The sequence below is a fragment of the Streptomyces sp. NBC_00045 genome (assembly GCF_045041095.1).
Lineage (GTDB): Bacteria > Actinomycetota > Actinomycetes > Streptomycetales > Streptomycetaceae > Streptomyces.
Genome location: NZ_CP108271.1, coordinates 1,556,629 through 1,576,311, shown reverse-complemented (window position 1 = coordinate 1,576,311; position 19,683 = coordinate 1,556,629). Strand labels below are relative to the sequence as shown.

Here is a 19,683-nt window from a genome sequence, read left to right as displayed (position 1 = left end):
TCACGCCAGGGGGAGCCATGCCGCAACCGGAACTCGATCCCACCACCACCGCGTTGCTCACCGTCGAGTGCCAGAACGGCGTCGTCGGCGAGGAGAGCGCGCTTCCCGAACTCGCGAAGGAAGCCCGGGACTCGGGGATGCTGGGGCGGGTGGCCGCACTGGTCGACGCCGCGCACGCAGCCGGCGTACAGGTGCTGCACGCGATAGCCGAGCAGCGGCCGGACGGGCTGGCGGCCAACGCCAACGCACGACTCTTCCGGGCCGCCGGGAAGCTGCCCGTACGACAGTTGTCCGGGAGTCGGGCGGTGGAAGTGGCGGCCCCCATCGAGGTGGCCGAAAATGACCTGGTCGTCCGCCGGCTGCACGGCCTCTCGCCGATCGCCGGCACCGACGTCGACGCCCTCCTGCGCAACCTCGGCGTCCGCACGCTCGTGGTCGCCGGAGTGTCCTCGAACATCGCGATCCCGAACGCCGTCTTCGACGCAGTGAACCTCGGCTACCGGGTCGTCGTGCCGTCCGACGCCATCGCGGGGGTGCCCGCCGCCTACACCGCCGAGGTGATCCGCAACTCCCTTGCCCTCGTCGCGACCGTCACCACGGCCGAAGCCCTCCTCGCACAGTGGGCTCCCGCGCGCTGACCCCCGTAACCTGGGCGGATGCTGTCCGAAGTGATCGCGACCCGCTACGTCACGCCCTTGCGTGAGGGCGGCTCGCTCCCGGGGATCGTCGAGGCCGACGACCTCGGTACCTACGTCATGAAATTCACCGGAGCCGGCCAGGGGCGCAAGACCCTGGTCGCCGAAGTCGTCTGCGGGCGCCTGGCGCAGCGCCTCGGCCTGCGGGTCCCGCGGCTGGTGCAGATGCAGCTCGACCCCGTGATCGGGCTCGGCGAGCCCGACCAGGAGGTCCAGGAACTGCTGAAGGCCAGCGGCGGACTCAACCTCGGAATGGACTACCTCCCCGGGTCGATCGGCTTCGACCCGCTCGCGTACCGGGTGGACCCGGCCGAGGCGGGGCGCGTGGTCTGGTTCGACGCGCTGATCAACAACGTCGACCGGTCCTGGCGCAACCCGAACATGCTGGTCTGGCACGGCGACCTCTGGCTCATCGACCACGGCGCCACCATGATCTGGCACCACAACTGGCCCACCGCCGAGAGCGCAGCGGCCAAGCCGTACAACGCCTCCGACCACGTCCTGGCCCCGGTCGGCCCGGACGTCGCCGCGGCCGCCGCCGCGCTCGCGCCCCTGGTGACGCGGGAGCTGCTCGAAGAGGTCGTCGCCGACGTGCCCGACGAGTGGCTGGTCGACGAGCCCGGCTTCGATTCCACCGACGGGGTGCGCCGCGCCTACGTGGAGGTGCTGCTGCCGCGCGCGGCCACGATCCACGAGAGGATCTCGATGGAAGCGGAGGTGAAGCCCCGGTCGGGTCCCCCCGGCTGGCTCGCCGACCGCCTCGACCCCCGCCCCCGGAAGAACAAGAGCGACAGCGAGTGACCAAGCGGGACGTGTTCGAGTACGCGCTGGTGCGCGTGGTGCCCCGGATGGAGCGCGGCGAGTGCTTCAACGCCGGTGTGATCGTCTACTGCCGGGCGCGCTCGTACGTGGCCGCGCGCACCCACTTGGACGAGGCCAAGCTCCTCGCCCTGGACCCCGGGGCCGACGTGGCCGGTGTGCGCGCCGCCCTGCACGGCGTGCAGGGCGTGTGCACCGGCGGCGAGTCGGCCGGCCAGGCGGCCGGTGACGACGCGGGACGCCGGTTCCGCTGGCTGATCGCCCCGCGCAGCACGGTGGTGCAGCCCGGGCCGGTGCACACGGGCCTGACGGCCGACCCGGAGGCCGAGGTGGAAAGGTTGCTCGACCTGCTGGTCCGCTGATTCGTACGAAGATCCTTACGGTGGCCGCCACGACCTGGAGAGCCCTGGGGCCCGGTGCCGTTGACACCGGGTGCCAGGGCTCCTAGCGTCTCCTCAGCTGAAGCTACTAAGCGGTTGCTCACCAATGAGGAGCCGCTGTCGAGGATTCCGAGGGCGAGGAGATCCACCATGTCCACCACCGAGCAGCGCGTCGCGATCGTGACCGGGGCGGCCCGGGGCATCGGCGCGGCCACCGCCGTACGCCTGGCCGCCGAGGGCCGCGCGGTCGCCGTACTCGATCTGGACGAGGCGGCCTGCAAGGACACCGTCGAGGCGATCACGGCGGCCGGCGGGAAGGCCCTGGCGGTCGGCTGCGACGTCTCCGACGCGGCGCAGGTGGAGGCGGCCGTCGAGCGCGTCGCGAGCGTCCTGGGCGCCCCGACCATCCTGGTCAACAACGCGGGCGTGCTCCGCGACAACCTGCTCTTCAAGATGAGCGAGAACGACTGGGACACCGTCATGAACGTCCACCTGCGCGGTGCGTTCCTGATGTCGAAGGCCTGTCAGAAGCACATGGTGGAGGCCAAGTTCGGCCGCATCGTCAACCTTTCCAGCAGTTCGGCACTGGGCAACCGCGGGCAGGTCAACTACTCCGCCGCCAAGGCCGGCCTGCAGGGCTTCACCAAGACCCTGGCCATCGAGCTCGGCAAGTTCGGCGTCACCGCCAACGCCGTCGCCCCCGGCTTCATCGTCACGGAGATGACCGCGCAGACGGCCGCGCGCGTGGGGATGGGCTTCGAGGACTTCCAGGCCGCCGCGGCCACCCAGATCCCCGTCCAGCGCGTCGGCCGTCCGGACGACATCGCCAACGCGATCGCCTTCTTCACGGGCGAGGCCGCCGGCTTCGTCTCCGGCCAGGTCATGTACGTGGCCGGCGGCCCGCTCAACTGACGAGAGGCAGGGTGCAGGCTCATGACCGACAACAGCACGAACACGGTGGACAGCGGTAAGGTCGCGCTGATCACCGGAGCCAGCCGGGGCATCGGCTACGGCATCGCGCAGGCGCTCGTCGCCCGCGGCGACCGGGTGTGCATCACCGGACGCAACGAGGACGCCCTCAAGGAGGCCGTCGAGGCGCTCGGCGCCGACCGGGTGATCGGAGTCGCGGGCAAGGCGCACGACGAGGCCCACCAGGCCGTCGCGGTCGAGCGGACGATGGAGGCCTTCGGCCGGGTCGACTTCCTGATCAACAACGCGGGAACCAATCCGGTCTTCGGCCCCATCGCGGACCTGGACCTCGGTGTCGCGCGCAAGGTCTTCGAGACCAACGTGATCTCGGCGCTCGGGTTCGCCCAGCGGACCTGGCACGCCTGGCAGAAGGAGAACGGCGGCGCGATCGTGAACATCGCGTCCATCGCCGGCGTCTCCGCCTCGCCCTTCATCGGCGCGTACGGGATGAGCAAGGCGGCCATGGTCAACCTCACCCTCCAGCTCGCCCACGAGATGGCGCCCGGGGTCCGGGTCAACGCGATCGCCCCCGCGGTGGTCAAGACGAAGTTCGCGCAGGCCCTCTACGAGAACCGGGAGCAGGAGGCCGCGGCCGCCTATCCGCTCGGCCGGCTGGGGCTCCCGGAGGACATCGGCGGGGCGGCGGCTTTTCTTACATCTGCACAAGCGGAATGGATCACGGGCCAAACTCTGGTCGTGGACGGAGGAATGTTCCTCAATGCCGGAGTGCACTGATCGATAATCGGACGCATTTGCCTCCTGAGGGGAGGCAAATGCGTACCTAATATGCACGAAATCGGTCAAGTGTCACATGAAACCTGCCCATTGGATTTGTGAGGCACTGCGGTAGGGTCTGCCGCACCCCTGGCTGATCGAGGAGCGTGCACGTGTTCATCCGGACCAGATGCCTGCAGATCACTGCGGCCCTTGCGTCCATATCCCTGCTCGCCGGATGCGGCCTGCTTTCGGACGACAGCAGTGAGGCCGCGAAGAGAATCGTCGTCGGCACGACGAGCGCCCCGAGCACCCTCGATCCCGCCGCGGCCTGGGACGGCTCCTGGGAGCTGTACCGGAACGTCTACCAGACCCTGCTGGCGTTCCCCACGGGCTCCACCAAGCCCCAGCCCGACGCCGCCCAGAACTGCGAGTTCACCGACTCGGCGAACGAGTCGTACCGGTGCACCCTGAAGAAGGGCCTGAAGTTCTCCGACGGGGAGCCGCTCGACTCCAAGGCCGTCAAGCACTCGCTCGACCGGATCAAGACGATCAACTCCCAGACCGGTCCGCAGGGCCTCTTCGCCAGCCTGGACAAGATCGAGACCCCTGACGCGCTGACCGTCGTGTTCCACCTGAACACCCCGGACGCCACGTTCCCCTTCGTGCTCGGCTCGCCGGCCGCCTCGCTGGTCGCGCCCAAGGACTACCCGGCCGACAAGGTCCGCGAGGACGGCAAGGTCACCGGCTCCGGCCCGTTCGTGCTCGACTCCTACAAGGAGGGCAGCGAGGCCGTCCTCGGCAAGAACGGGACCTACAACGGCTTCGCGAACCGGCGCAACGACGGTGTGACCATCCGCTACTTCACGGACTCCACCAAGATGATCGCCGCGCTCAAGGGCAAGGAGATCGACGCCACCTACCGCGGTCTGTCGGCTCCGGAGATCAAGGACCTGCAGACCCCCGCCTCGCACTCGGCGGGCGTCCAGGTCGTCGAGAACGTCGGCGCGGAGATCCGCTACCTGGTCTTCAACCCCAAGGACCCGCAGGTCGCCAAGCTCGCGGTGCGCCAGGCCATCGCCCAGGTCGTCGACCGCGGCGCGATCGTCTCCAAGGTCTACCAGGGCACCGCCGAACCGCTGTACTCCATGGTCCCCAAGGGTGTGGTGGGTCACAAGACGCCGTTCTACGACAAGTACGGCCAGGCCAACGTCGACAAGGCCAAGAAGATCCTCCGGGACGCCGGGATCACCCAGCCGGTCGAGCTGACCTTCTGGTACACCACCGACCGCTACGGCGCCTCCACCGCCGACGAGTTCACCGAGCTCAAGCGCCAGCTCGACGAGAGCCAGCTCTTCAAGATCACCCTGCGCGGCCAGCCCTGGAAGGTCTTCCAGGTCGGCTACAAGAACGGCGAGTACCCGGTCTTCGGCCGCGGTTGGTTCCCCGACTTCCCGGACCCGGACAACTTCATCGCGCCGTTCGTCGGCAAGGAGAACGCGGTCGGCACCCCGTACGAGCCCACCCAGATCCTCACGGACCTGCTGCCCAAGTCCCGCCGCGAGAGCGACCGCTCGGCCGGCGTCCGCGAGTTCGAGCAGGCCCAGCAGATCTTCGCCGAAGACGTCCGGCTGCTGCCGCTGTGGCAGGGCAAGCTCTACGTCGCCGCCCGTGAGGACATCGCCGGCGCCGAGCGGGCGCTGGACCCGCAGACCGTCTTCCAGATGTGGGAGCTGCAGCGCAAGACCAGCTGGTGACCCCTGCCGCGGGCGCCCGGAGGGCGCCCGCGGTGAGGCGTTGTCAGTGGCCCCCGGTAGGTTCTGAGCTGTTGCACCAAGCAGTTGCACGAACTTGTACCGGAGGTTGTAGACGTGACCCAGATGCTGCCCGAGTCCTGGCTCCCCGTCCTCGGCGACGAGCTGGACCAGCCCTACTTCAAAGAGCTCATCGAGTTCGTCGAGAAGGAGCGGGCGAACGGGCCGGTCTACCCGCCCCGAGAGCAGGTCTTCGCAGCCCTGGAGGCCACTCCCTTCGACCGGGTGAAGGTCCTGGTCCTCGGCCAGGACCCCTACCACGGCGCCGGCCAGGGCCACGGCCTGTGCTTCTCCGTGCAGCCCGGGGTCAAGACCCCGCCCTCGCTGCGCAACATCTACAAGGAGATGCAGGCTGAGCTGGGCACGCCCGTCCCGGACAACGGGTACCTGATGCCGTGGGCCGAGCAGGGCGTCCTGCTGCTCAACGCGGTCCTCACCGTCCGCGAGGCCGAGCCCAACTCGCACAAGGGCAAGGGCTGGGAGAAGTTCACCGACGCGGTGATCCGCGCCGTCGCGGACCGCCCCGACCCGGCCGTCTTCGTTCTGTGGGGCGCCTACGCCCAGAAGAAGCTCCCGCTGATCGACGAGGAGCGGCACGTGGTCGTCAAGGGCGCCCACCCCTCCCCGCTGTCGGCCAAGAAGTTCTTCGGCTCCCGGCCCTTCACGCAGATCAACGAGGCCGTCGCGGCCCAGGGCCATGCGCCGATCGACTGGCGGATCCCGGACCTGGGCTGACGCCCCACCGCGCCTCGGCGCCATTGCCGGTGCGTCCGGTTAGCGTCGTGATGACCAGACCGGAGCAGGTCTGGCAGAGCGAGCCGGAGGCCGCCGTGGCGGAGCAGCAGGAGGCGTCGGAGGACGCCGTCATGACCAGGATCGGCCAGGCCGTCATCCTGCTGCACGCCGGTGACCGCGAGGAGGCCCGCAACCGCCTCGGCGAGATCTGGTCCGATATCGGCGAGGACGGCGACTCCCTCCACCGCTGCACGCTCGCGCACTACATGGCCGACGCGCAGGACGACCCCGCCGACGAACTCGCCTGGGACCTGCGGGCCCTGACCGCCGCCGACGGGCTCGGGCACGGGCTGCGGGACGGGCTGCCCGCGCAGCACGAACCCCACCCGGCCGTGCGCGTGTTCTACCCGTCGCTGCACCTCAACCTGGCCGCGGACTACGTGAAGCTCCAGCGGACCGACGCGGCGCGGCTGCACCTGGCCCGGGCCCGGGCCGCCACCGGTGCCCTGTCCGACGACGGGTACGGGAACGGCGTACGGGCCGCCATCGCCCGGTTGGAGCGCCGCCTCGCGGCAGAACCCGGCGGGGAGCCCCGACCGTTCCCGGAGCAGCACCCCTAGGCCCGGCCGGACCGGTCGCCCGGCTGTTCGCCGGTGGGCGCCCTCGGCGCTCAGCCGCCCTGGACGCCCCCGCAGATGCGGGCCTCCGGGCTGTCCGGGTGCCAGCGGCCGTGCCGGCGGCCCAGGGCGCACACGTCGGAGGGCCGGACGGGGAGCTCCTTCATCAGCTCGCGCGGCACCTCCGCTTCCGGCCCCGAGGGGTTCCGGTGGCCGTCCTTGCCCGCTGAGGCGCGTCTCGCGGGCCGGCGCGGCTCCGGGATGTCGGGCACCGGCGGGACGGCCCGTGAGGGCCCTGCGGCCAGCGGGTCCGCCGCACCGCCCGCGGGGATCGCCGGCACCGCCGCGCCGCCCGGAGCGGACTGCCGGCCGCCGGCGGGGGCCGCCGGCTGCGCGGACCGGCCCGGCACCGCCTTCAGCGCCTCCAGGGCGGGCGCCTGGACCTCCACCGGCGCAGCCGCCGGCCCGCCGCGCGGCACGTGCCGGGGCAGCGCCGCAGCGGTGCCGGGGGCGCCCGCCGGCTGCATCGGGGCGGGGGTCACATGCACGCAGCCGGAGACGGCCGAGACGGCACAGGCGACTCCGAGCAGCAGTTTCGTCGTGGTTCGGGTTGGATGCACTCGCGCAACTCTGCTGTGCGAGGACCCCGTTGCGAAAACCCGGAGCCGATATTGACCCCGCACGGGTGACGGGCATCCGCCGGACACCCGCGCACGCCGTCGCGGCGTCACTCGCCCGTGGCGCCGTCTATGTGCTCGCGCAGCAGGTCCGCGTGCCCGTTGTGGCGCGCGTACTCCTCGATCATGTGCGTGTAGACCCAGCGCAGGCTGAACGTCTCGCCGCGGCGGTGGCTCGCGGGATCCGAGAGCAAGTCCAGCGAGCGGCCCGCCGAGGCCCGCTGCGCCAGCTCGACCTCGGTCCGCCAGGTCTGTTCGGCCTCGGCCCAGGTGTCCCCCGGACCGATGCGGAAGTCTCCGTCCGGGTCCTCCCGCGTGGAGTACAGCTCGGGAAGGTCCTCGCCGAGCATGATCTCCCGGAACCAGTACCGCTCCACCTCCGCCATGTGCCGTACGAGGCCCATGAGGCTCAGTTCGGAGGGGGCGAGGGCGGTGCGGCCGAGCTCTTCGTCCCCGAGCCCCTCGCACTTCCAGGCGAGGGTGGCGCGGTGGTAGTCGAGCCAGCCGTCCAGCATCTCCCGCTCGTTCGCGGTGGTGGAGGGCTCGGTGCGGTGGGATCCGTTGGTGGTGGTCATGCCGACATCCTCGGCGAACCCGGCCCCCGCCACCAGGGATTAAGCTGCGGAGGTCCCGCAAGGATCAACCTGGAGGTTCCCGGTGAAGGTCGGCCTCATCGGACTCGGCGACATCGCCCAGAAGGCGTACCTGCCCGTCCTCACCGCCCGTCCGGGCGTGGAACTGCACCTGCAGACCCGTACCCCGGCCACGCTGGAGCGGATCGGGGAGGTCCACCACATCCCGGCGGCACGCCGCCACACCGGCCTCGACGGACTGCTGGCCGAGGGCCTCGACGCGGCATTCGTCCACGCCCCCACCGCCGTTCACCCCGAGATCGTGACCCGGCTGCTCGAAGCGGGCGTTCCGACGTACGTGGACAAGCCGCTCGCCTACGCGCTCGAAGATTCGCGACGGCTGGTGGAACTGGCCGAGGAGCGCGGGGTATCGCTCGCCGTCGGCTTCAACCGCCGCCACGCACCCGGCTACACGCAGTGCGCCGAGCACCCGCGCGACCTGATCGTCATGCAGAAGAACCGGGTCGGGCTGCCGGAAGACCCGCGGACCCTCGTCCTTGACGACTTCATCCACGTCGTCGACACCCTGCGCTTCCTGCTCCCCGGCGAAGCCGACCACATCGACGTCCGGGCGCAGCTGCGCGACGGGCTGATGTACCAGGTCGTCCTGCAGATGTCGGGCGCCGGCTTCACCGCGCTCGGCATCATGAACCGGCTGTCCGGATCCACCGAGGAGATCCTGGAGGTCTCCGGCCAGGACACCAAGCGGCAGGTCGTCAACCTCGCCGAGATCATCGACCACCGGGGCCAGCCCACCGTGCGGCGCCGTGGCGACTGGGTCTCGGTCGCCCGCCAGCGCGGCATCGAGCAGGTCGTGGACGCCTTCCTGGAGTCCGTCGCGGTGGGCAGGACGCTCAGCGCCCGCGATGCGCTGCTCACCCACGAGCTGTGCGAGCGGGTGGTGGCGTCGGCTCTGGAGCAGGCTTCCTGAGGCCGAGCGACCGGGAGCCCTCGATCGTGCAGTACGCCGCCAGCAGCGCGAGGCAGGCCCCCACGGGCCAGTCGCCGAAGCGGGCGTAGTACGTGGTGCCGCGGGCGAGCGGGACCTCGTACACGTGCGCCGCGCGCGCCGAGGTGGGCAGCGCCGGGCCGATCCGCTCGCCGGACGGGCCGTGCACCTCGCTGATCCCGGTGAGGGTGGCGTGCACCACGGGGCGGCCGTCCTCCGCGGCGCGCAGGGCGGCGAGCGAGGCGTGCTGCGCCGGGGCCCAGCTGTGCTGGAAGCTGGAGGTGGCCGACTGGGCGATCAGCAGGGCGGCCCCGTCGCGGGTCAGGCGGCGGCTCATGTCGGGGAAAGCCGACTCGAAGCAGACCAGCGGGCCGATCCGCACCCCGGGCCGCCCCGGCAGGTTCATCAGGACCGGGCTCGTGCCGCGCCTGCGGTCCTCGCCGGCGGCCTTGCCGACCGAGGTGGCCCAGCCGAGCAGCGACCGGGCCGGTACGTACTCGCCGAAGGGGACCAGGCGCATTTTGTCGTACCGGTCGCCGGTCGGCCCGCGGGGCCCGACGAGCACGGAGCTCTTGTAGATGCCGTCCTCGGGCAGCGCCCCGGACACCACGACCGGCAGGACGGCGGGCGCCACGGCCGGAGCCGCAGGCCGCCGGGCGTCGACGTTGACCAGCAGCGGAGCCCCGACCTCGGCGGACAGCGCGGCCAACCGCCCGGACAGGTCCGGGCGCGCCGCCAGGTCCGCCCCGACGCTGCTCTCGCCCCAGACCACCAGGTCCACCCGCTGCCCGGCCAGCGTCCGGGTCAGCCGCTCCCCGGCGGCGAACCGCAGGTCCGTGCTGTTCGGGCCGTCCGCCACCGGTCCCGGCTGTACGACGGCAACGCGGAGTGCGCCCGACACTTCGGGCCGCGGTACCCACAGCCATACCGCCCCCGTCAGCACCACGCATCCCGTCACCCCGGCGACCGCCGGAACCCGGGCCCCGGGAACCGCGATCAGCAGCACCAGTCCGCAGTTCACCGCCACCACCAGCAGGCTCACCAGCCACACCCCGCCCACCGAGGCGAGCCGCAGGGCGGGCGGCACCTGCCACTGGCTCGCCCCCAGCAACCCCCACGGCCCGCCCAGCCCCTGCCAGGACCGGGCCAGCTCCGACAGGAGCCAGCCCGCCGGTACGAGGACCATCGCGGCCGCAGCCCGACCGGGCTCCGGTGCCCCGCTGAGGAACTCCCGCACCAGCAGGGCCCAGGGGATCCAGAGCAGCCCCAGTAGGGCCGCCAGGGGCAGCAGGAACACGTGCAGGCTGGGCAGCAGCCAGTGGTGGACGGCGAAGATGAACCCGGCGCCGCCCAGCCAGCCCTCCAGGGCCGCCCGCCGCCCCGTCGGCGCCGACCTCAGCAGCAGCATCCAGGGCACGAGGGCCACGTAGGCGAACCACCAGAGCGCGGGGGCCGGGAAGGCGAGGCACGGCAGCGCCCCGGCGGCGGCCGCGGCCACCGCACGCCCGTACCGGGTCCGTCCAGTGACCATGGCGCGCCTCCGCTTCCAGTGTGGGACAGGGCCGTCAGCACGGCCCGTGCAAGGCCCCCCGGAGAGGGTCTGGACGAAGGGCTAGACGGACGCGTGCCGCCATTTCTCGTGGACGGTGACGCGGGTGAGCCGCCAGCCGTCGCGGGCGGTGCGGGCGAGCTCGAAGGTGTAGCGGCCGGCGGCCACGAAGTTCGGTGCGGTCACGGTCCCGTCGAACTCCTCGCCGGCCAGCCGCATCGGATTGAGGAAGTCCGCCCGCACCTCGGCCTGGTCGCCGGGCGAGCCGCCCCGGTCCTCCAGCCGGATCAGCCGGTTGACGATGAGGTGCTGTCGCACCGGGAACAGTTGCATGGTCTGCGCGAGCCAGTCCGCAACCTCGGCGGCCGGGCCCTCGATCCCGCCCGCCGAGCTGTAGTCGGCCCGTCCGGCAGGAGCGAACAGCGCGCGGTACGCCGCCCAGTCGCCGTCGTCCACGGCCACCGCGTACCCCGTGACCACCTCGTCGATCGCCATCCGGTCCATGACCGTGGCGAGGTCCACACGCTGCGTCATCGGGTCAGTGTGGGGGTGCGGGGCGGCGACGCCAAGGGGCGTGCGCACTCCGGATCCCCGCGCGGTGGATCAGTGACCGGAATGTGCCTCCCGCTGCCGGACCACGACGAGGAACGCATCGGTGGCCAGGTCCATCACCACCTCGGCCGGCACGCCCTCGCGCATCCGCTCCGCCGCGTACTCCTCGGCGGGCCAACTTCCCCTCGGACTTCCGGCCGGAAACCGCTCCAGCACCACTCGACCCATGGGACACCCCCTGCTGCTTGCCTTCCGGTCTCTTCAGGTCTCTCCAGGCACAACGACGCGAAGGCCGCCCGGGAACGTTCCCGAGCGGCCTCCGGTTCACGCGAAGCGGTGAGCGGCAGCCGTACTAGCCCGCCGACTCGGCGGCGTGCGGGCTGAGCACGCCCATCGCGATCAGTACGAACAGCGCGATGCCGAGCAGGATGCGGTACACCACGAAGGGCATGAAGCTCTTGGTGGAGATGAACTTCATGAACCAGGCGATCACGGCGTAGCCGACCACGAAGGCGATGACCGTCGCGAAGATCGTCGGACCCCAGGAGACCTGGCCCTCGCCGAGGTCCTTCAGCTCCATGCCGCCCGAGGCCAGTACGGCAGGAATGGCGAGGAGGAAGGAGTAGCGGGCCGCGGCCTCGCGGGTGAAGCCCATCAGCAGACCGCCGGAGATCGTCGCGCCGGACCGGGAGACGCCCGGGACCAGGGCCATCGCCTGGCAGAGGCCGAAGATCAGACCGTCCTTGACGCCCAGTTCCTTGAGCGTCTTGCGCTCGCGGATCGCGCGGTGTCGGCCGCCCTCCTCGTCCCGCGCCGCCAGCCGGTCGGCGATGCCGAGCACGACGCCCATCACGACGAGGGTGGTGGCGGTCAGCCGCAGATCACGGAACGGGCCCTCGATCTGGTCCTTGAGCGTGATGCCCAGCACACCGATCGGGATCGATCCGACGATCACCAGCCAACCCATCTTGGCGTCCTGGTCCGAGCGCAGTTCCTTGTTGAACAGCGAGCGGAACCAGGTGGAGATGATCCGCGCGATGTCCTTGCGGAAGTAGATCAGCACGGCGGCCTCGGTGCCGATCTGCGTGATCGCGGTGAAGGCCGCGCCCGGATCCTGCCAGCCGGCGAATGCCGCGGTCAGCCGGAGGTGGGCACTGGAGGAGATCGGGAGGAACTCCGTAAGCCCCTGGACGAGACCGAGGATTAGGGATTCGAACCAGCTCATGTCGGGGTGCGCTCGTCCTTGTGATCGTCGGGCAGTTCGGGTCCGATGCTAGGGCCCGTGGGGAGCGGCACTGACCACAGGGGGGTGCACGGGCATCGGATCGTGCGTTTCGCACGCCGGTACGGGCGCCAGCCGGTGCCGCTTGCGCCACCCGACGACCGCGGCCGCGACCGCGGAGACGGCGATGAAGCCGAAGGACGCGAGGAAGGCGGGAGAGTCGGGGGAGGAGGCGCTCGCACCCGCGACCACGTACGCGGCGGTGTTCGGGACGACGCCGATGGCAGTCGCGAAGAGGAACGGGAGCCAGCCGCACCGGGACACTGCCGCACAGTAGTTGGCGACCGCGAAGGGCAGGCCCGGGAAGATCCGGACCGCCAGCATCGAACGGAAGCCGTGCCGGGCCAGCTGGTCGTCGGCCGCCTGGAGCCAGCGGCCGCGCAGCAGCGGCCGCACGGCGTCCCGGCCCATCATCCGGCCCAGCCCGAAGGAGATCCCGGCACCGATGACCGAGCCGGCGACCGCCGCGAGCAAGCCGAACGGGACACCGAAAACGGCCCCCGCCGCCAGGTTGAGCAGCGGGCGCGGCACCAGGGCCGCCGTGGCCACCCCGTACGCGGCCGCGAACAGCAGCACCGCAGCGCCCACCGGGAGCCCCGCCGGCCAGCCCTCCGACAGGATGCGCTGGGGCTCGTACAGCACGACGCACACGCCGGCCGCCAGCAGCAGCACGACGAGCAGCGACAGCCGGGTCCACGGCGCGAGGAGGAGGGACATCCGGGGAGACTAGCCGACCCGTGCGGCGCCGCGCCGTAATCTGGGCCTCATGCGGCCGAACGACCAGCGTCCCCCGGAGGCCGCGCCCAGCGCCCTCGCCGACACCCTGATGGACCGCCTCACCACGACGTACGCGGCGGCCGCCGACCCGGTGCAGGCCCGCGCCATGGCCGCGTACATGAAGGACGTCGCGCCCTTCCTCGGCATCCGCACCCCGCTGCGCCGCGCACTGTCGAAAACCGTGACCGCGCGCACCCCGCAGCCGGCGGAGGCCGACCTCGCGGCGCTCGTACTGCGGTGCTGGGAGCTTCCGGAGCGCGAGTACCACTACTTCGCGGTGGACTACCTGCGCCGCCACGTCCGGGTCTGCTCCTCCGGCTTCCTGCCGGTGGTCCGCCGGCTGATCGTCACCGTCCCGTGGTGGGACACCGTCGACCACCTCGCGGCCCACGCGGCCGGCCCGCTCGTGGCCGCCGACCCGGCCCTCACCGCCGTGATGGACGACTGGATCGGGGACGAGGACCTCTGGCTCGCCCGCACCGCCCTGCTCCACCAGCTGCGCTACAAGTCCGCCACCGACCCCGAGCGCCTCTTCGCCTACTGCCGCCGCCGCAGCGGCCACCCCGACTTCTTCGTCCGCAAGGCCATCGGCTGGGCGCTGCGCGAGTACGCGAAGACCGACCCGGAAGCGGTCCGCGCCTTCGTCGCCGCCGAACGCAACGCCCTGTCACCCCTGTCCGTACGCGAAGCGCTCAAGAACATCTAGGCCCGTCGTCCGGATCAGGCCCAGCCGCAAGGAAATTCATTCGACCCGCCGTGACCCGTCCGGCAGGATCAGCGGCATGTCCCGGTACGCCTTCCCCGCAGCGCCGTCCGCAGTCGCGGACGCGCCGAAGGCTGCCGTTTTCCTCTTCGAGGCACTCGCGGCGTTCGAGGCATCTGCCTTCGCCGCATTCGACGGCGCACGAAGCTGACCCTTCCCGGACAGTCCGGCGGACCCCGCAGGGGGAGGGTCGGCTCGGCCTCAGGGGTCCCGGAGCAGTTTCGGATCATCGAACCAACGGGAAAAGACATCATGGCCAAGACGGCCTTCGTGCGCACCAAGCCGCACCTCAACATCGGCACCATGGGTCACGTCGACCACGGCAAGACCACCCTCACCGCCGCCATCACCAAGGTGCTCGCCGAGCGCGGCGGCGCCTCCTTCGTGCCCTTCGACCGCATCGACCGGGCCCCGGAGGAGGCCCGGCGCGGCATCACCATCAACCTCACGCACGTCGAGTACGAGACCGACACCCGGCACTACGCCCACGTGGACATGCCCGGGCACGCCGACTACGTCAAGAACATGGTCACCGGCGCCGCCCAGCTCGACGGGGCGATCCTCGTGGTCTCCGCCCTCGACGGGGTCATGCCGCAGACCGCCGAGCACGTGCTCCTCGCCCGCCAAGTCGGGGTGAACCACATCGTCGTCGCGCTCAACAAGGCCGACGCCGGGGACCCCGAGCTCACCGACCTCGTCGAGCTTGAGGTCCGCGAGCTGCTCACCGCCCACGGATACGGCGGGGACGGCGCGCCGGTCGTACGGGTCTCCGGGCTCGGGGCGCTGGAGGGCGACCCGCGCTGGACCGCGGCGATCGAGGCGCTGCTCGACGCCGTGGACACGTACGTGCCGATGCCGGTGCGGTACACGGACGCGCCGTTCCTGCTGCCGGTGGAGAACGTGCTGACGATCACCGGGCGCGGAACGGTCGTGACCGGCGCCGTCGAGCGCGGCAGCGTCCGCACGGGCGACCGGGTCAGCGTCCTCGGCGGCGACGGCGAGCCCGTCGAGACCGTGGTGACCGGCCTGGAGACCTTCGGGAAGCCGATGGAGTCCGCCGAGGCCGGGGACAACGTCGCGCTGCTGCTGCGCGGCGTCCCGCGCGACGGCGTACGACGCGGGCAGGTCGTCGCCGCCCCGGGGAGCGTCGAGCCGAGGCGCCGCTTCTCCGCTCAGGTGTACGTGCTCTCCGCGCGGGAGGGAGGCCGTACGACCCCGGTGGCGACCGGCTACCGGCCGCAGTTCTACATCCGCACCGCCGACGTGGTGGGGGACGTGGACCTGGGCGTGGCCGGGGTGGCCCGGCCGGGCCAGACGGTCACGATGACCGTCGAGCTCGGACGGGACGTCCCGCTGGAGTCGGGGCTCGGCTTCGCGATCCGCGAGGGCGGGCGGACCGTCGGCGCGGGGACCGTCACGGCCGTGCTCGGCTGAACCGCCGGCCGCACCGCCGCCGGTGTACCGGCCCCGCCGTGGCGGCGGCAGTCCGGTTGCGCCAGACTGCCGTCACCACGGGCGCGCGAAGAGGGGGACCGGGATGGGCGGCGGCACGGCACTGGTGCTCGGCGGCGGAGGACTCACCGGCATCGGCTGGGAGGCCGGGATCTTGTACGGGCTCGCGCAGGCGGGCGTGGACCTGACCGCCGCGGACCTCGTCGTCGGCACCTCGGCAGGCTCGGTGGTGGGCGCCCAGCTCACCTCCGGGCTGCTCACCACGCAGGAGCTGTACGAGCGCCAGCTGGGCGACCCCGCCGGAGAGGCCGTCGCCCGGCTCGGCTCGGGGCTGCTCGCCCGGTACGCCGTCGCCATGGTGCGCTCGCGGGATCCGAAGAGCTACCGCAGGCGGGTCGGCGCCCTCGCGCTCGCCGCCGACACCGGGGAGGAGGCGGAGCGGCGCAAGGTGCTGGAGGCCCGGCTCGTTTCGCACGCCTGGCCAGAGCGGAGGCTGGTCGTCACCGCCGTCGACGTGCTCACCGGCGAGCTCGCCGCCTTCGACCGGGAGAGCGGGGCCGGGCTGGTGGACGCCGTATCGGCGAGCTGCGCGGTGCCCGGGGTGTGGCCGCCGGTCACCGTGGGCGGGCGCCGGTTCATCGACGGCGGGATCCGGTCCGCCACCAATGCCGACCTGGCCTCCGGCTGTGAGCGGGTGGTGATCCTCGCGCCGATGGCGCTCGGCTCCGGGCTCGTCCCCTCGCCGTCCGCCCAGGCGGCGCGGCTGCGGGAGGCCGGGGCGCGGGTGCTGCTGATCACCCCGTCCGCGCAGGCCCGCAAGACGTTCGGGCGCAACGTCCTGGACCCGGCGCGGCGGGACCCGGCGGCGCGCGCCGGGCTCGTACAGGCCGCGGAGCACGCGGCGGAGGCGGCCGCGGTCTGGTCGGCCTAGGGCCGCGGCGGCCCGGGCGGCGGGCTGCCGGACAATGGTGCCGTGAGCGACGAACAGATCCCGGTCGTCCGGGTCGTGGGCCAGGGCACCGCCAAGCTGATGCCGGACGTGGACCGAGAGCGGGCGTGGCTGCTGACCGTCGACGGTGCGCCGCAGTCGTACGTGGACCTCGACGATCCCGGGTACCTGGAGTTCGAGTACGTACGCCGCCTCGCGCACGTCCTGGACTGCGTGGCGCAGCCCGGAGCCGCGCTGGACCTGCTGCACCTCGGCGGCGGCGCGCTGACGCTGCCCCGCTACGCGGCGGCGGCCCGGCCGGGCTCCCGGCAGGAGGTGGTGGAGTTCGACGCCGCACTGGTGGAGCTGGTGGCGGAACACCTGCCGCTGCCGGCCGGGTCCGGCGTCACGGTGCACGCCGCCGAAGCGCGGGCCTGGCTGGAGGCGGCCCCCACGGACAGCGCGGACGTCCTGGTCGCCGACGTGTTCGGCGGCTCGCGGGTGCCGGCGCAGCTGACCTCGGTGGACTACGCGCGGGAGGCGGCGCGGGTGCTGCGGCCCGGCGGGGTGTACGCGGCGAACCTGGCCGACGGGGCGCCGTTCGGCTTCCTGCGCGCCCAGCTCGCCAATTTCGGTGCGGTGTTCGGTCGGCTCGCACTCGTCGCGGAGCCCGGCGTGCTGCGCGGGCGGCGGTTCGGGAACGCCGTGCTGCTCGCCTCGGATGCCGAGCTGCCGGTGGCCGCGCTGTCCCGGAGGTGCGCGGCGGACGCGTTCCCTGCGCGGGTCGAGGAGGGGGCGGCCCTGGCCAGGTTCATGAAGGGCGCGGTCCCGGTGGCGGACGCGGACGCCGTCGCTTCGCCGGAGCCGCCGGAGGGCGCGTTCAGCCTCGGCTGACCCCGGCGGAGACGGCAGGGTCGGCGGCGTCGGCCGCTGCGTCGGGAGCGGCGTCGGTCGCCGGGACCGAAGCGGCCTTCGGGAGAGCGGGCTTGCGCGTCAGGCGGCGCACGTCGGGGACGAAGAGGACCGCGGCGGTGCCCAGCACGACCAGCGCGGCGCAGCCCCACAGGGCGGAGGTACGGCCGAAGGCCGACTCGACCGGGCCGGCCATGGCGGTCGCCAGCGGGAGCATGGACACCGAGCCGAACCAGTCGTAGGCGGAGACCCGGGAGAACTTGTCCTCCGGGATCTCCTGGTGCATGGTCGTCATCCAATTCACGCCGAACACCTCGATGGCCGTTCCGCTGACGAACATCACCGCGCACAGGCCCCACACCGGCAGCGGGACCGCCAAACCCGCCGACGGCAGCGCCAGCGGGAACACGCACAGGGTGCCGACCAGCAGCAGCCGGCGCGGTTTCCACACCATCATCAGGACGGCCCCGGCGATGGTGCCGATGCCGAAGAAGCCCAGTGCCAGGCCCCAGGGGGCGGGCCCGCCCAGCTGGTCGCGGGCGACGAGCGGACCGTAGACCGCCTCGGCCGCGCCGACGACGGCGACGACCACGGAGAACTGGAGCACGATGCTCCACAGCCAGGGCCGGGTCCGGAACTCCACCCAGCCCTCGCGCAGGTCGGCGAGCAGGCCGCCACCGGGAGCCCGGTCGGCGATGTGGCCGACGTCCAGGAAGGCGCGCAGGGCCCCGGCGATCGCGAACGCGGCGGCGTCCACGGCCAGGACCCAGCCGGGGCCGATCGCGGCGATCATGGCTCCGCCGAGGGCCGCCCCGCCGATGCCGGCGCCGTTCATGGCCATCCGGAAGAGGGCGAAGGCGCGGTTGGCGTGCTCGCCGGAGACGCTGGAGAGCAGCATGCCCTCGGCGGCCGGGTTGAAGAAGGCGGTGCCGGTACCGCAGAGCGCGGTGAGCAGCATCATCTGCCACAGCTGGGGGTGCCCGGTCAGGACGAGCACGGCGAAGGCGGCCTGCGAGAGGCAGTTGAGGGCGTTGGCCGCGACCATCACGCGGTGGCGCGGCAGTCGGTCGGCGAGCGCGCCGCCGATGAGGAGGAAGAGGACGAGGGGGAGCGTGCGGGCGGCCGCCACGAGGCCGACGTCTGCGCCGGACCCGCCCGCCTCCAGGACGGCGAACGCCGATGCGATGAGCGCTCCGTGGCTGCCGAGGTTCGTCACGACCGCGGCACCCGTCAGCAGGGTGTAGTTGCGGCCGGCCCAGGCGGGCCGGCGGCGGGCGGTCGTACGGCACGCGGCGGCGGGGGGAGGGTTCACCCCCGGGACTATCCCCGCCCCGGGCCGAGAATCCAAACGGATAACGGCCCGGGGCGCGGGGTCGGACGAATCGTACGAACGGGTACGGACCTGTGGCCGGTGACCGGTGGGTCAGCTGTTGCTGGCGGTGCCGTTCAGTCGCACGGAGCTGAGGATCTTGTCCATCGTCTCCTGGGGGACCTCGCCGGGGACACCCGCGACGCTGTAGAGGACCCAGCTGGAGAAGTCACCGTTGGCGGTCTTGAAGCTGAACGCGATGGACTTGCCGTCGGAGGAGCACTTGTTCTCCTTGGGCACGCCGATCGCCGTCGCGGTCGCCATGTGCCCCTTGAGGCCGGAGGAGGTGGTGTACTCCTTCGGCTCGGAGATCTTCACGGTGCCCTTGGGCGCCTTCTGCGCGTACGCGGCGAACGCCCAATTGCCCGCCTCGTTCTTCACGGCCTCGGCGGTGTCCTTGGCTCCCTGGCCGCCCTTGGTGCCGGTGCCGGCGAGCTCGGTGGTCTCCTCGCGGCCGTCCTTGTTGGAGTCGACCTTGCACCAGTCCTCCTTGAGGAAGGCCGGCGCGGAGAAGCTGATCATCGGCAGGCCGTCGTTCTTGCTGTCGTCCGAGAAGCCCGCGATGACTCCGGCGCTCGCGACGTTCCACTCCGGCGGGACGTCGAAGGCGGTGCCGTACTTGGGGTTGAGGACGACCTTCCAACCGGGGATCACCGGCTTGACGTCGCCGCCGGTCCGCGGGTTGGCGCCGGGCGAGGCCGGCGCCTCGGAGGAGGGCGCCGACGAGGCGGCGGCGGGCTTGTTGTCGGCCTCGTCGCTCTTCTTGTCGTCCCGGGTCAGGACGAACGCGCCCGTGGCGGCGGCCACCACGACGACCGCGGCCGCCGCGACGATGGCCACGGTCTTGGTGGCGTACGGGCTCCCGCCGCCGCTCGGCGGCAGCGGCGCGCCCTGCTGGGGCTGCTGGCCCCACGGCTGCACCGGCGGAGGTGTCTGGTAGCCCGCCTGCGGGTACCCGTAGCCGGGCTGCTGCTGGTACGGGTTCGGCTGCTGTCCCTGTCCTGGCTGCTGCTGGTACGGGTTCTGATGCGCGTCCTGAGGGTTCTGTTCTCCCCCGGGCGGCTGCTGCTGTCCTGGCCACATGGCCGGTAACGATAG

Annotated in this window: 23 protein-coding genes; 14 read left to right on the top strand and 9 right to left on the bottom strand. The window is 72.1% G+C overall.

Annotated elements, in window-relative coordinates; all coding sequences use genetic code 11:
* The first annotated feature begins 17 nt into the window (after positions 1–17).
* From OHA65_RS07470 to OHA65_RS07435, 8 genes are all read left to right on the top strand, one after another.
* Positions 18–638: an isochorismatase family protein gene (locus OHA65_RS07470; protein WP_327282342.1), complete on the top strand. Its 621-nt coding sequence runs from the start codon at positions 18–20 to the stop codon at positions 636–638.
* An 18-nt stretch (positions 639–656) separates the two neighbouring features.
* Positions 657–1,496 (top strand): HipA family kinase, encoded by an 840-nt coding sequence (locus OHA65_RS07465; protein WP_327282341.1) that lies wholly within the window; start codon positions 657–659, stop codon positions 1,494–1,496.
* On the top strand, positions 1,493–1,876 hold the full coding sequence (locus tag OHA65_RS07460) for a DUF3037 domain-containing protein (RefSeq protein ID WP_327282340.1): 384 nt from the start codon (positions 1,493–1,495) through the stop codon (positions 1,874–1,876). The genes OHA65_RS07465 and OHA65_RS07460 overlap by 4 nt, the downstream gene beginning before the upstream one ends.
* 168 nt (positions 1,877–2,044) lie before the next feature.
* Positions 2,045–2,806 (top strand): 3-oxoacyl-ACP reductase FabG, encoded by a 762-nt coding sequence (fabG, locus tag OHA65_RS07455; RefSeq protein WP_327282339.1) that lies wholly within the window; start codon positions 2,045–2,047, stop codon positions 2,804–2,806.
* A gap of 21 nt (positions 2,807–2,827) precedes the next feature.
* On the top strand, positions 2,828–3,598 hold the full coding sequence (locus OHA65_RS07450) for an SDR family oxidoreductase (protein WP_327282338.1): 771 nt from the start codon (positions 2,828–2,830) through the stop codon (positions 3,596–3,598).
* 152 nt (positions 3,599–3,750) lie between these two features.
* The gene (locus OHA65_RS07445; protein WP_327282337.1) at positions 3,751–5,334 is read left to right on the top strand and encodes an ABC transporter substrate-binding protein; all 1,584 of its coding nucleotides are present in this window, start codon (positions 3,751–3,753) and stop codon (positions 5,332–5,334) included.
* Positions 5,335–5,457: 123 nt separating this feature from the next.
* On the top strand, positions 5,458–6,126 hold the full coding sequence (locus OHA65_RS07440) for a uracil-DNA glycosylase (protein WP_327286029.1): 669 nt from the start codon (positions 5,458–5,460) through the stop codon (positions 6,124–6,126).
* A gap of 50 nt (positions 6,127–6,176) precedes the next feature.
* Positions 6,177–6,746 carry a hypothetical protein gene (locus OHA65_RS07435; protein WP_405761593.1) on the top strand — a complete coding sequence of 190 codons (570 nt, stop codon included), beginning with the start codon at positions 6,177–6,179 and terminating at the stop codon, positions 6,744–6,746.
* A 50-nt stretch (positions 6,747–6,796) separates the two neighbouring features.
* On the opposite strand, the gene OHA65_RS07430 is transcribed toward OHA65_RS07435, so the two are convergent.
* Both OHA65_RS07430 and OHA65_RS07425 read right to left on the bottom strand, forming a co-directional pair.
* Positions 6,797–7,363, bottom strand: a complete 567-nt coding sequence (locus OHA65_RS07430; protein WP_405761590.1) for a hypothetical protein — start codon at positions 7,361–7,363, stop codon at positions 6,797–6,799.
* 107 nt (positions 7,364–7,470) lie between these two features.
* The gene (locus OHA65_RS07425) at positions 7,471–7,995 is read right to left on the bottom strand and encodes a DinB family protein (protein ID WP_327282335.1); all 525 of its coding nucleotides are present in this window, start codon (positions 7,993–7,995) and stop codon (positions 7,471–7,473) included.
* An 82-nt stretch (positions 7,996–8,077) separates the two neighbouring features.
* On the opposite strand from OHA65_RS07425, the gene OHA65_RS07420 reads away from it, so the two are divergent.
* Complete coding sequence (locus OHA65_RS07420; RefSeq protein ID WP_327282334.1) at positions 8,078–8,983, top strand: Gfo/Idh/MocA family oxidoreductase; 906 nt, start codon at positions 8,078–8,080, stop codon at positions 8,981–8,983.
* Here the strand turns inward: OHA65_RS07420 and lnt are convergent.
* From lnt to OHA65_RS07395, 5 genes are all read right to left on the bottom strand, one after another.
* Complete coding sequence (lnt, locus tag OHA65_RS07415; protein ID WP_329312967.1) at positions 8,928–10,532, bottom strand: apolipoprotein N-acyltransferase; 1,605 nt, start codon at positions 10,530–10,532, stop codon at positions 8,928–8,930. The genes OHA65_RS07420 and lnt overlap by 56 nt on opposite strands.
* Positions 10,533–10,613: 81 nt before the next feature.
* The gene (locus OHA65_RS07410) at positions 10,614–11,084 is read right to left on the bottom strand and encodes a nuclear transport factor 2 family protein (RefSeq protein ID WP_327282332.1); all 471 of its coding nucleotides are present in this window, start codon (positions 11,082–11,084) and stop codon (positions 10,614–10,616) included.
* Positions 11,085–11,153: 69 nt separating this feature from the next.
* Positions 11,154–11,330, bottom strand: a complete 177-nt coding sequence (locus OHA65_RS07405) for a hypothetical protein (protein ID WP_099893904.1) — start codon at positions 11,328–11,330, stop codon at positions 11,154–11,156.
* A gap of 124 nt (positions 11,331–11,454) precedes the next feature.
* Entirely contained in the window at positions 11,455–12,327 is an 873-nt protein-coding gene (locus OHA65_RS07400) for an undecaprenyl-diphosphate phosphatase (RefSeq protein ID WP_327282331.1), read from the bottom strand.
* Positions 12,328–12,375: 48 nt separating this feature from the next.
* Complete coding sequence (locus tag OHA65_RS07395; RefSeq protein WP_327282330.1) at positions 12,376–13,101, bottom strand: VTT domain-containing protein; 726 nt, start codon at positions 13,099–13,101, stop codon at positions 12,376–12,378.
* A 49-nt stretch (positions 13,102–13,150) separates the two neighbouring features.
* Between OHA65_RS07395 and OHA65_RS07390 the strand changes: the two genes are divergently transcribed.
* The 5 genes from OHA65_RS07390 to OHA65_RS07370 all read left to right on the top strand — a co-directional run bounded on the left by OHA65_RS07390 (position 13,151) and on the right by OHA65_RS07370 (position 17,198).
* Complete coding sequence (locus OHA65_RS07390) at positions 13,151–13,867, top strand: DNA alkylation repair protein (RefSeq protein ID WP_327282329.1); 717 nt, start codon at positions 13,151–13,153, stop codon at positions 13,865–13,867.
* A 76-nt stretch (positions 13,868–13,943) separates the two neighbouring features.
* Positions 13,944–14,075, top strand: a complete 132-nt coding sequence (locus OHA65_RS07385; RefSeq protein WP_327282328.1) for a hypothetical protein — start codon at positions 13,944–13,946, stop codon at positions 14,073–14,075.
* Positions 14,076–14,176: 101 nt separating this feature from the next.
* On the top strand, positions 14,177–15,358 hold the full coding sequence (gene tuf / locus OHA65_RS07380; protein ID WP_327282327.1) for an elongation factor Tu: 1,182 nt from the start codon (positions 14,177–14,179) through the stop codon (positions 15,356–15,358).
* Positions 15,359–15,461: 103 nt separating this feature from the next.
* Positions 15,462–16,307 (top strand): patatin-like phospholipase family protein, encoded by an 846-nt coding sequence (locus OHA65_RS07375; RefSeq protein ID WP_327282326.1) that lies wholly within the window; start codon positions 15,462–15,464, stop codon positions 16,305–16,307.
* A 99-nt stretch (positions 16,308–16,406) separates the two neighbouring features.
* Positions 16,407–17,198, top strand: a complete 792-nt coding sequence (locus tag OHA65_RS07370; RefSeq protein WP_328765142.1) for a fused MFS/spermidine synthase — start codon at positions 16,407–16,409, stop codon at positions 17,196–17,198.
* On the opposite strand, the gene OHA65_RS07365 is transcribed toward OHA65_RS07370, so the two are convergent.
* Both OHA65_RS07365 and OHA65_RS07360 read right to left on the bottom strand, forming a co-directional pair.
* A complete protein-coding gene (locus OHA65_RS07365; RefSeq protein ID WP_327282325.1) occupies positions 17,185–18,528 on the bottom strand; it encodes an MFS transporter in 1,344 nt (447 codons plus the stop codon). The genes OHA65_RS07370 and OHA65_RS07365 overlap by 14 nt on opposite strands.
* A gap of 111 nt (positions 18,529–18,639) precedes the next feature.
* The gene (locus tag OHA65_RS07360; protein WP_327282324.1) at positions 18,640–19,668 is read right to left on the bottom strand and encodes a hypothetical protein; all 1,029 of its coding nucleotides are present in this window, start codon (positions 19,666–19,668) and stop codon (positions 18,640–18,642) included.
* Between the last annotated feature and the right edge of the window lie 15 nt (positions 19,669–19,683).

Bases quoted from the DNA above. Each gene is read 5' to 3' on its own strand.
- fabG (WP_327282339.1), top strand. From the start codon at position 2,045: ATGTCCACCACCGAGCAGCGCGTCGCGATCGTGACCGGGGCGGCCCGG.
- OHA65_RS07435 (WP_405761593.1), top strand. From the start codon at position 6,177: ATGACCAGACCGGAGCAGGTCTGGCAGAGCGAGCCGGAGGCCGCCGTG.
- OHA65_RS07360 (WP_327282324.1), bottom strand. From the start codon at position 19,668: ATGTGGCCAGGACAGCAGCAGCCGCCCGGGGGAGAACAGAACCCTCAG.
- OHA65_RS07440 (WP_327286029.1), top strand. From the start codon at position 5,458: ATGCTGCCCGAGTCCTGGCTCCCCGTCCTCGGCGACGAGCTGGACCAG.
- OHA65_RS07400 (WP_327282331.1), bottom strand. From the start codon at position 12,327: ATGAGCTGGTTCGAATCCCTAATCCTCGGTCTCGTCCAGGGGCTTACG.
- OHA65_RS07370 (WP_328765142.1), top strand. From the start codon at position 16,407: ATGCCGGACGTGGACCGAGAGCGGGCGTGGCTGCTGACCGTCGACGGT.
- lnt (WP_329312967.1), bottom strand. From the start codon at position 10,532: ATGGTCACTGGACGGACCCGGTACGGGCGTGCGGTGGCCGCGGCCGCC.
- OHA65_RS07405 (WP_099893904.1), bottom strand. From the start codon at position 11,330: ATGGGTCGAGTGGTGCTGGAGCGGTTTCCGGCCGGAAGTCCGAGGGGA.
- OHA65_RS07450 (WP_327282338.1), top strand. From the start codon at position 2,828: ATGACCGACAACAGCACGAACACGGTGGACAGCGGTAAGGTCGCGCTG.
- OHA65_RS07375 (WP_327282326.1), top strand. From the start codon at position 15,462: ATGGGCGGCGGCACGGCACTGGTGCTCGGCGGCGGAGGACTCACCGGC.
- OHA65_RS07425 (WP_327282335.1), bottom strand. From the start codon at position 7,995: ATGACCACCACCAACGGATCCCACCGCACCGAGCCCTCCACCACCGCG.
- OHA65_RS07410 (WP_327282332.1), bottom strand. From the start codon at position 11,084: ATGACGCAGCGTGTGGACCTCGCCACGGTCATGGACCGGATGGCGATC.
- OHA65_RS07385 (WP_327282328.1), top strand. From the start codon at position 13,944: ATGTCCCGGTACGCCTTCCCCGCAGCGCCGTCCGCAGTCGCGGACGCG.
- OHA65_RS07395 (WP_327282330.1), bottom strand. From the start codon at position 13,101: ATGTCCCTCCTCCTCGCGCCGTGGACCCGGCTGTCGCTGCTCGTCGTG.
- OHA65_RS07470 (WP_327282342.1), top strand. From the start codon at position 18: ATGCCGCAACCGGAACTCGATCCCACCACCACCGCGTTGCTCACCGTC.
- tuf (WP_327282327.1), top strand. From the start codon at position 14,177: ATGGCCAAGACGGCCTTCGTGCGCACCAAGCCGCACCTCAACATCGGC.
- OHA65_RS07390 (WP_327282329.1), top strand. From the start codon at position 13,151: ATGCGGCCGAACGACCAGCGTCCCCCGGAGGCCGCGCCCAGCGCCCTC.
- OHA65_RS07465 (WP_327282341.1), top strand. From the start codon at position 657: ATGCTGTCCGAAGTGATCGCGACCCGCTACGTCACGCCCTTGCGTGAG.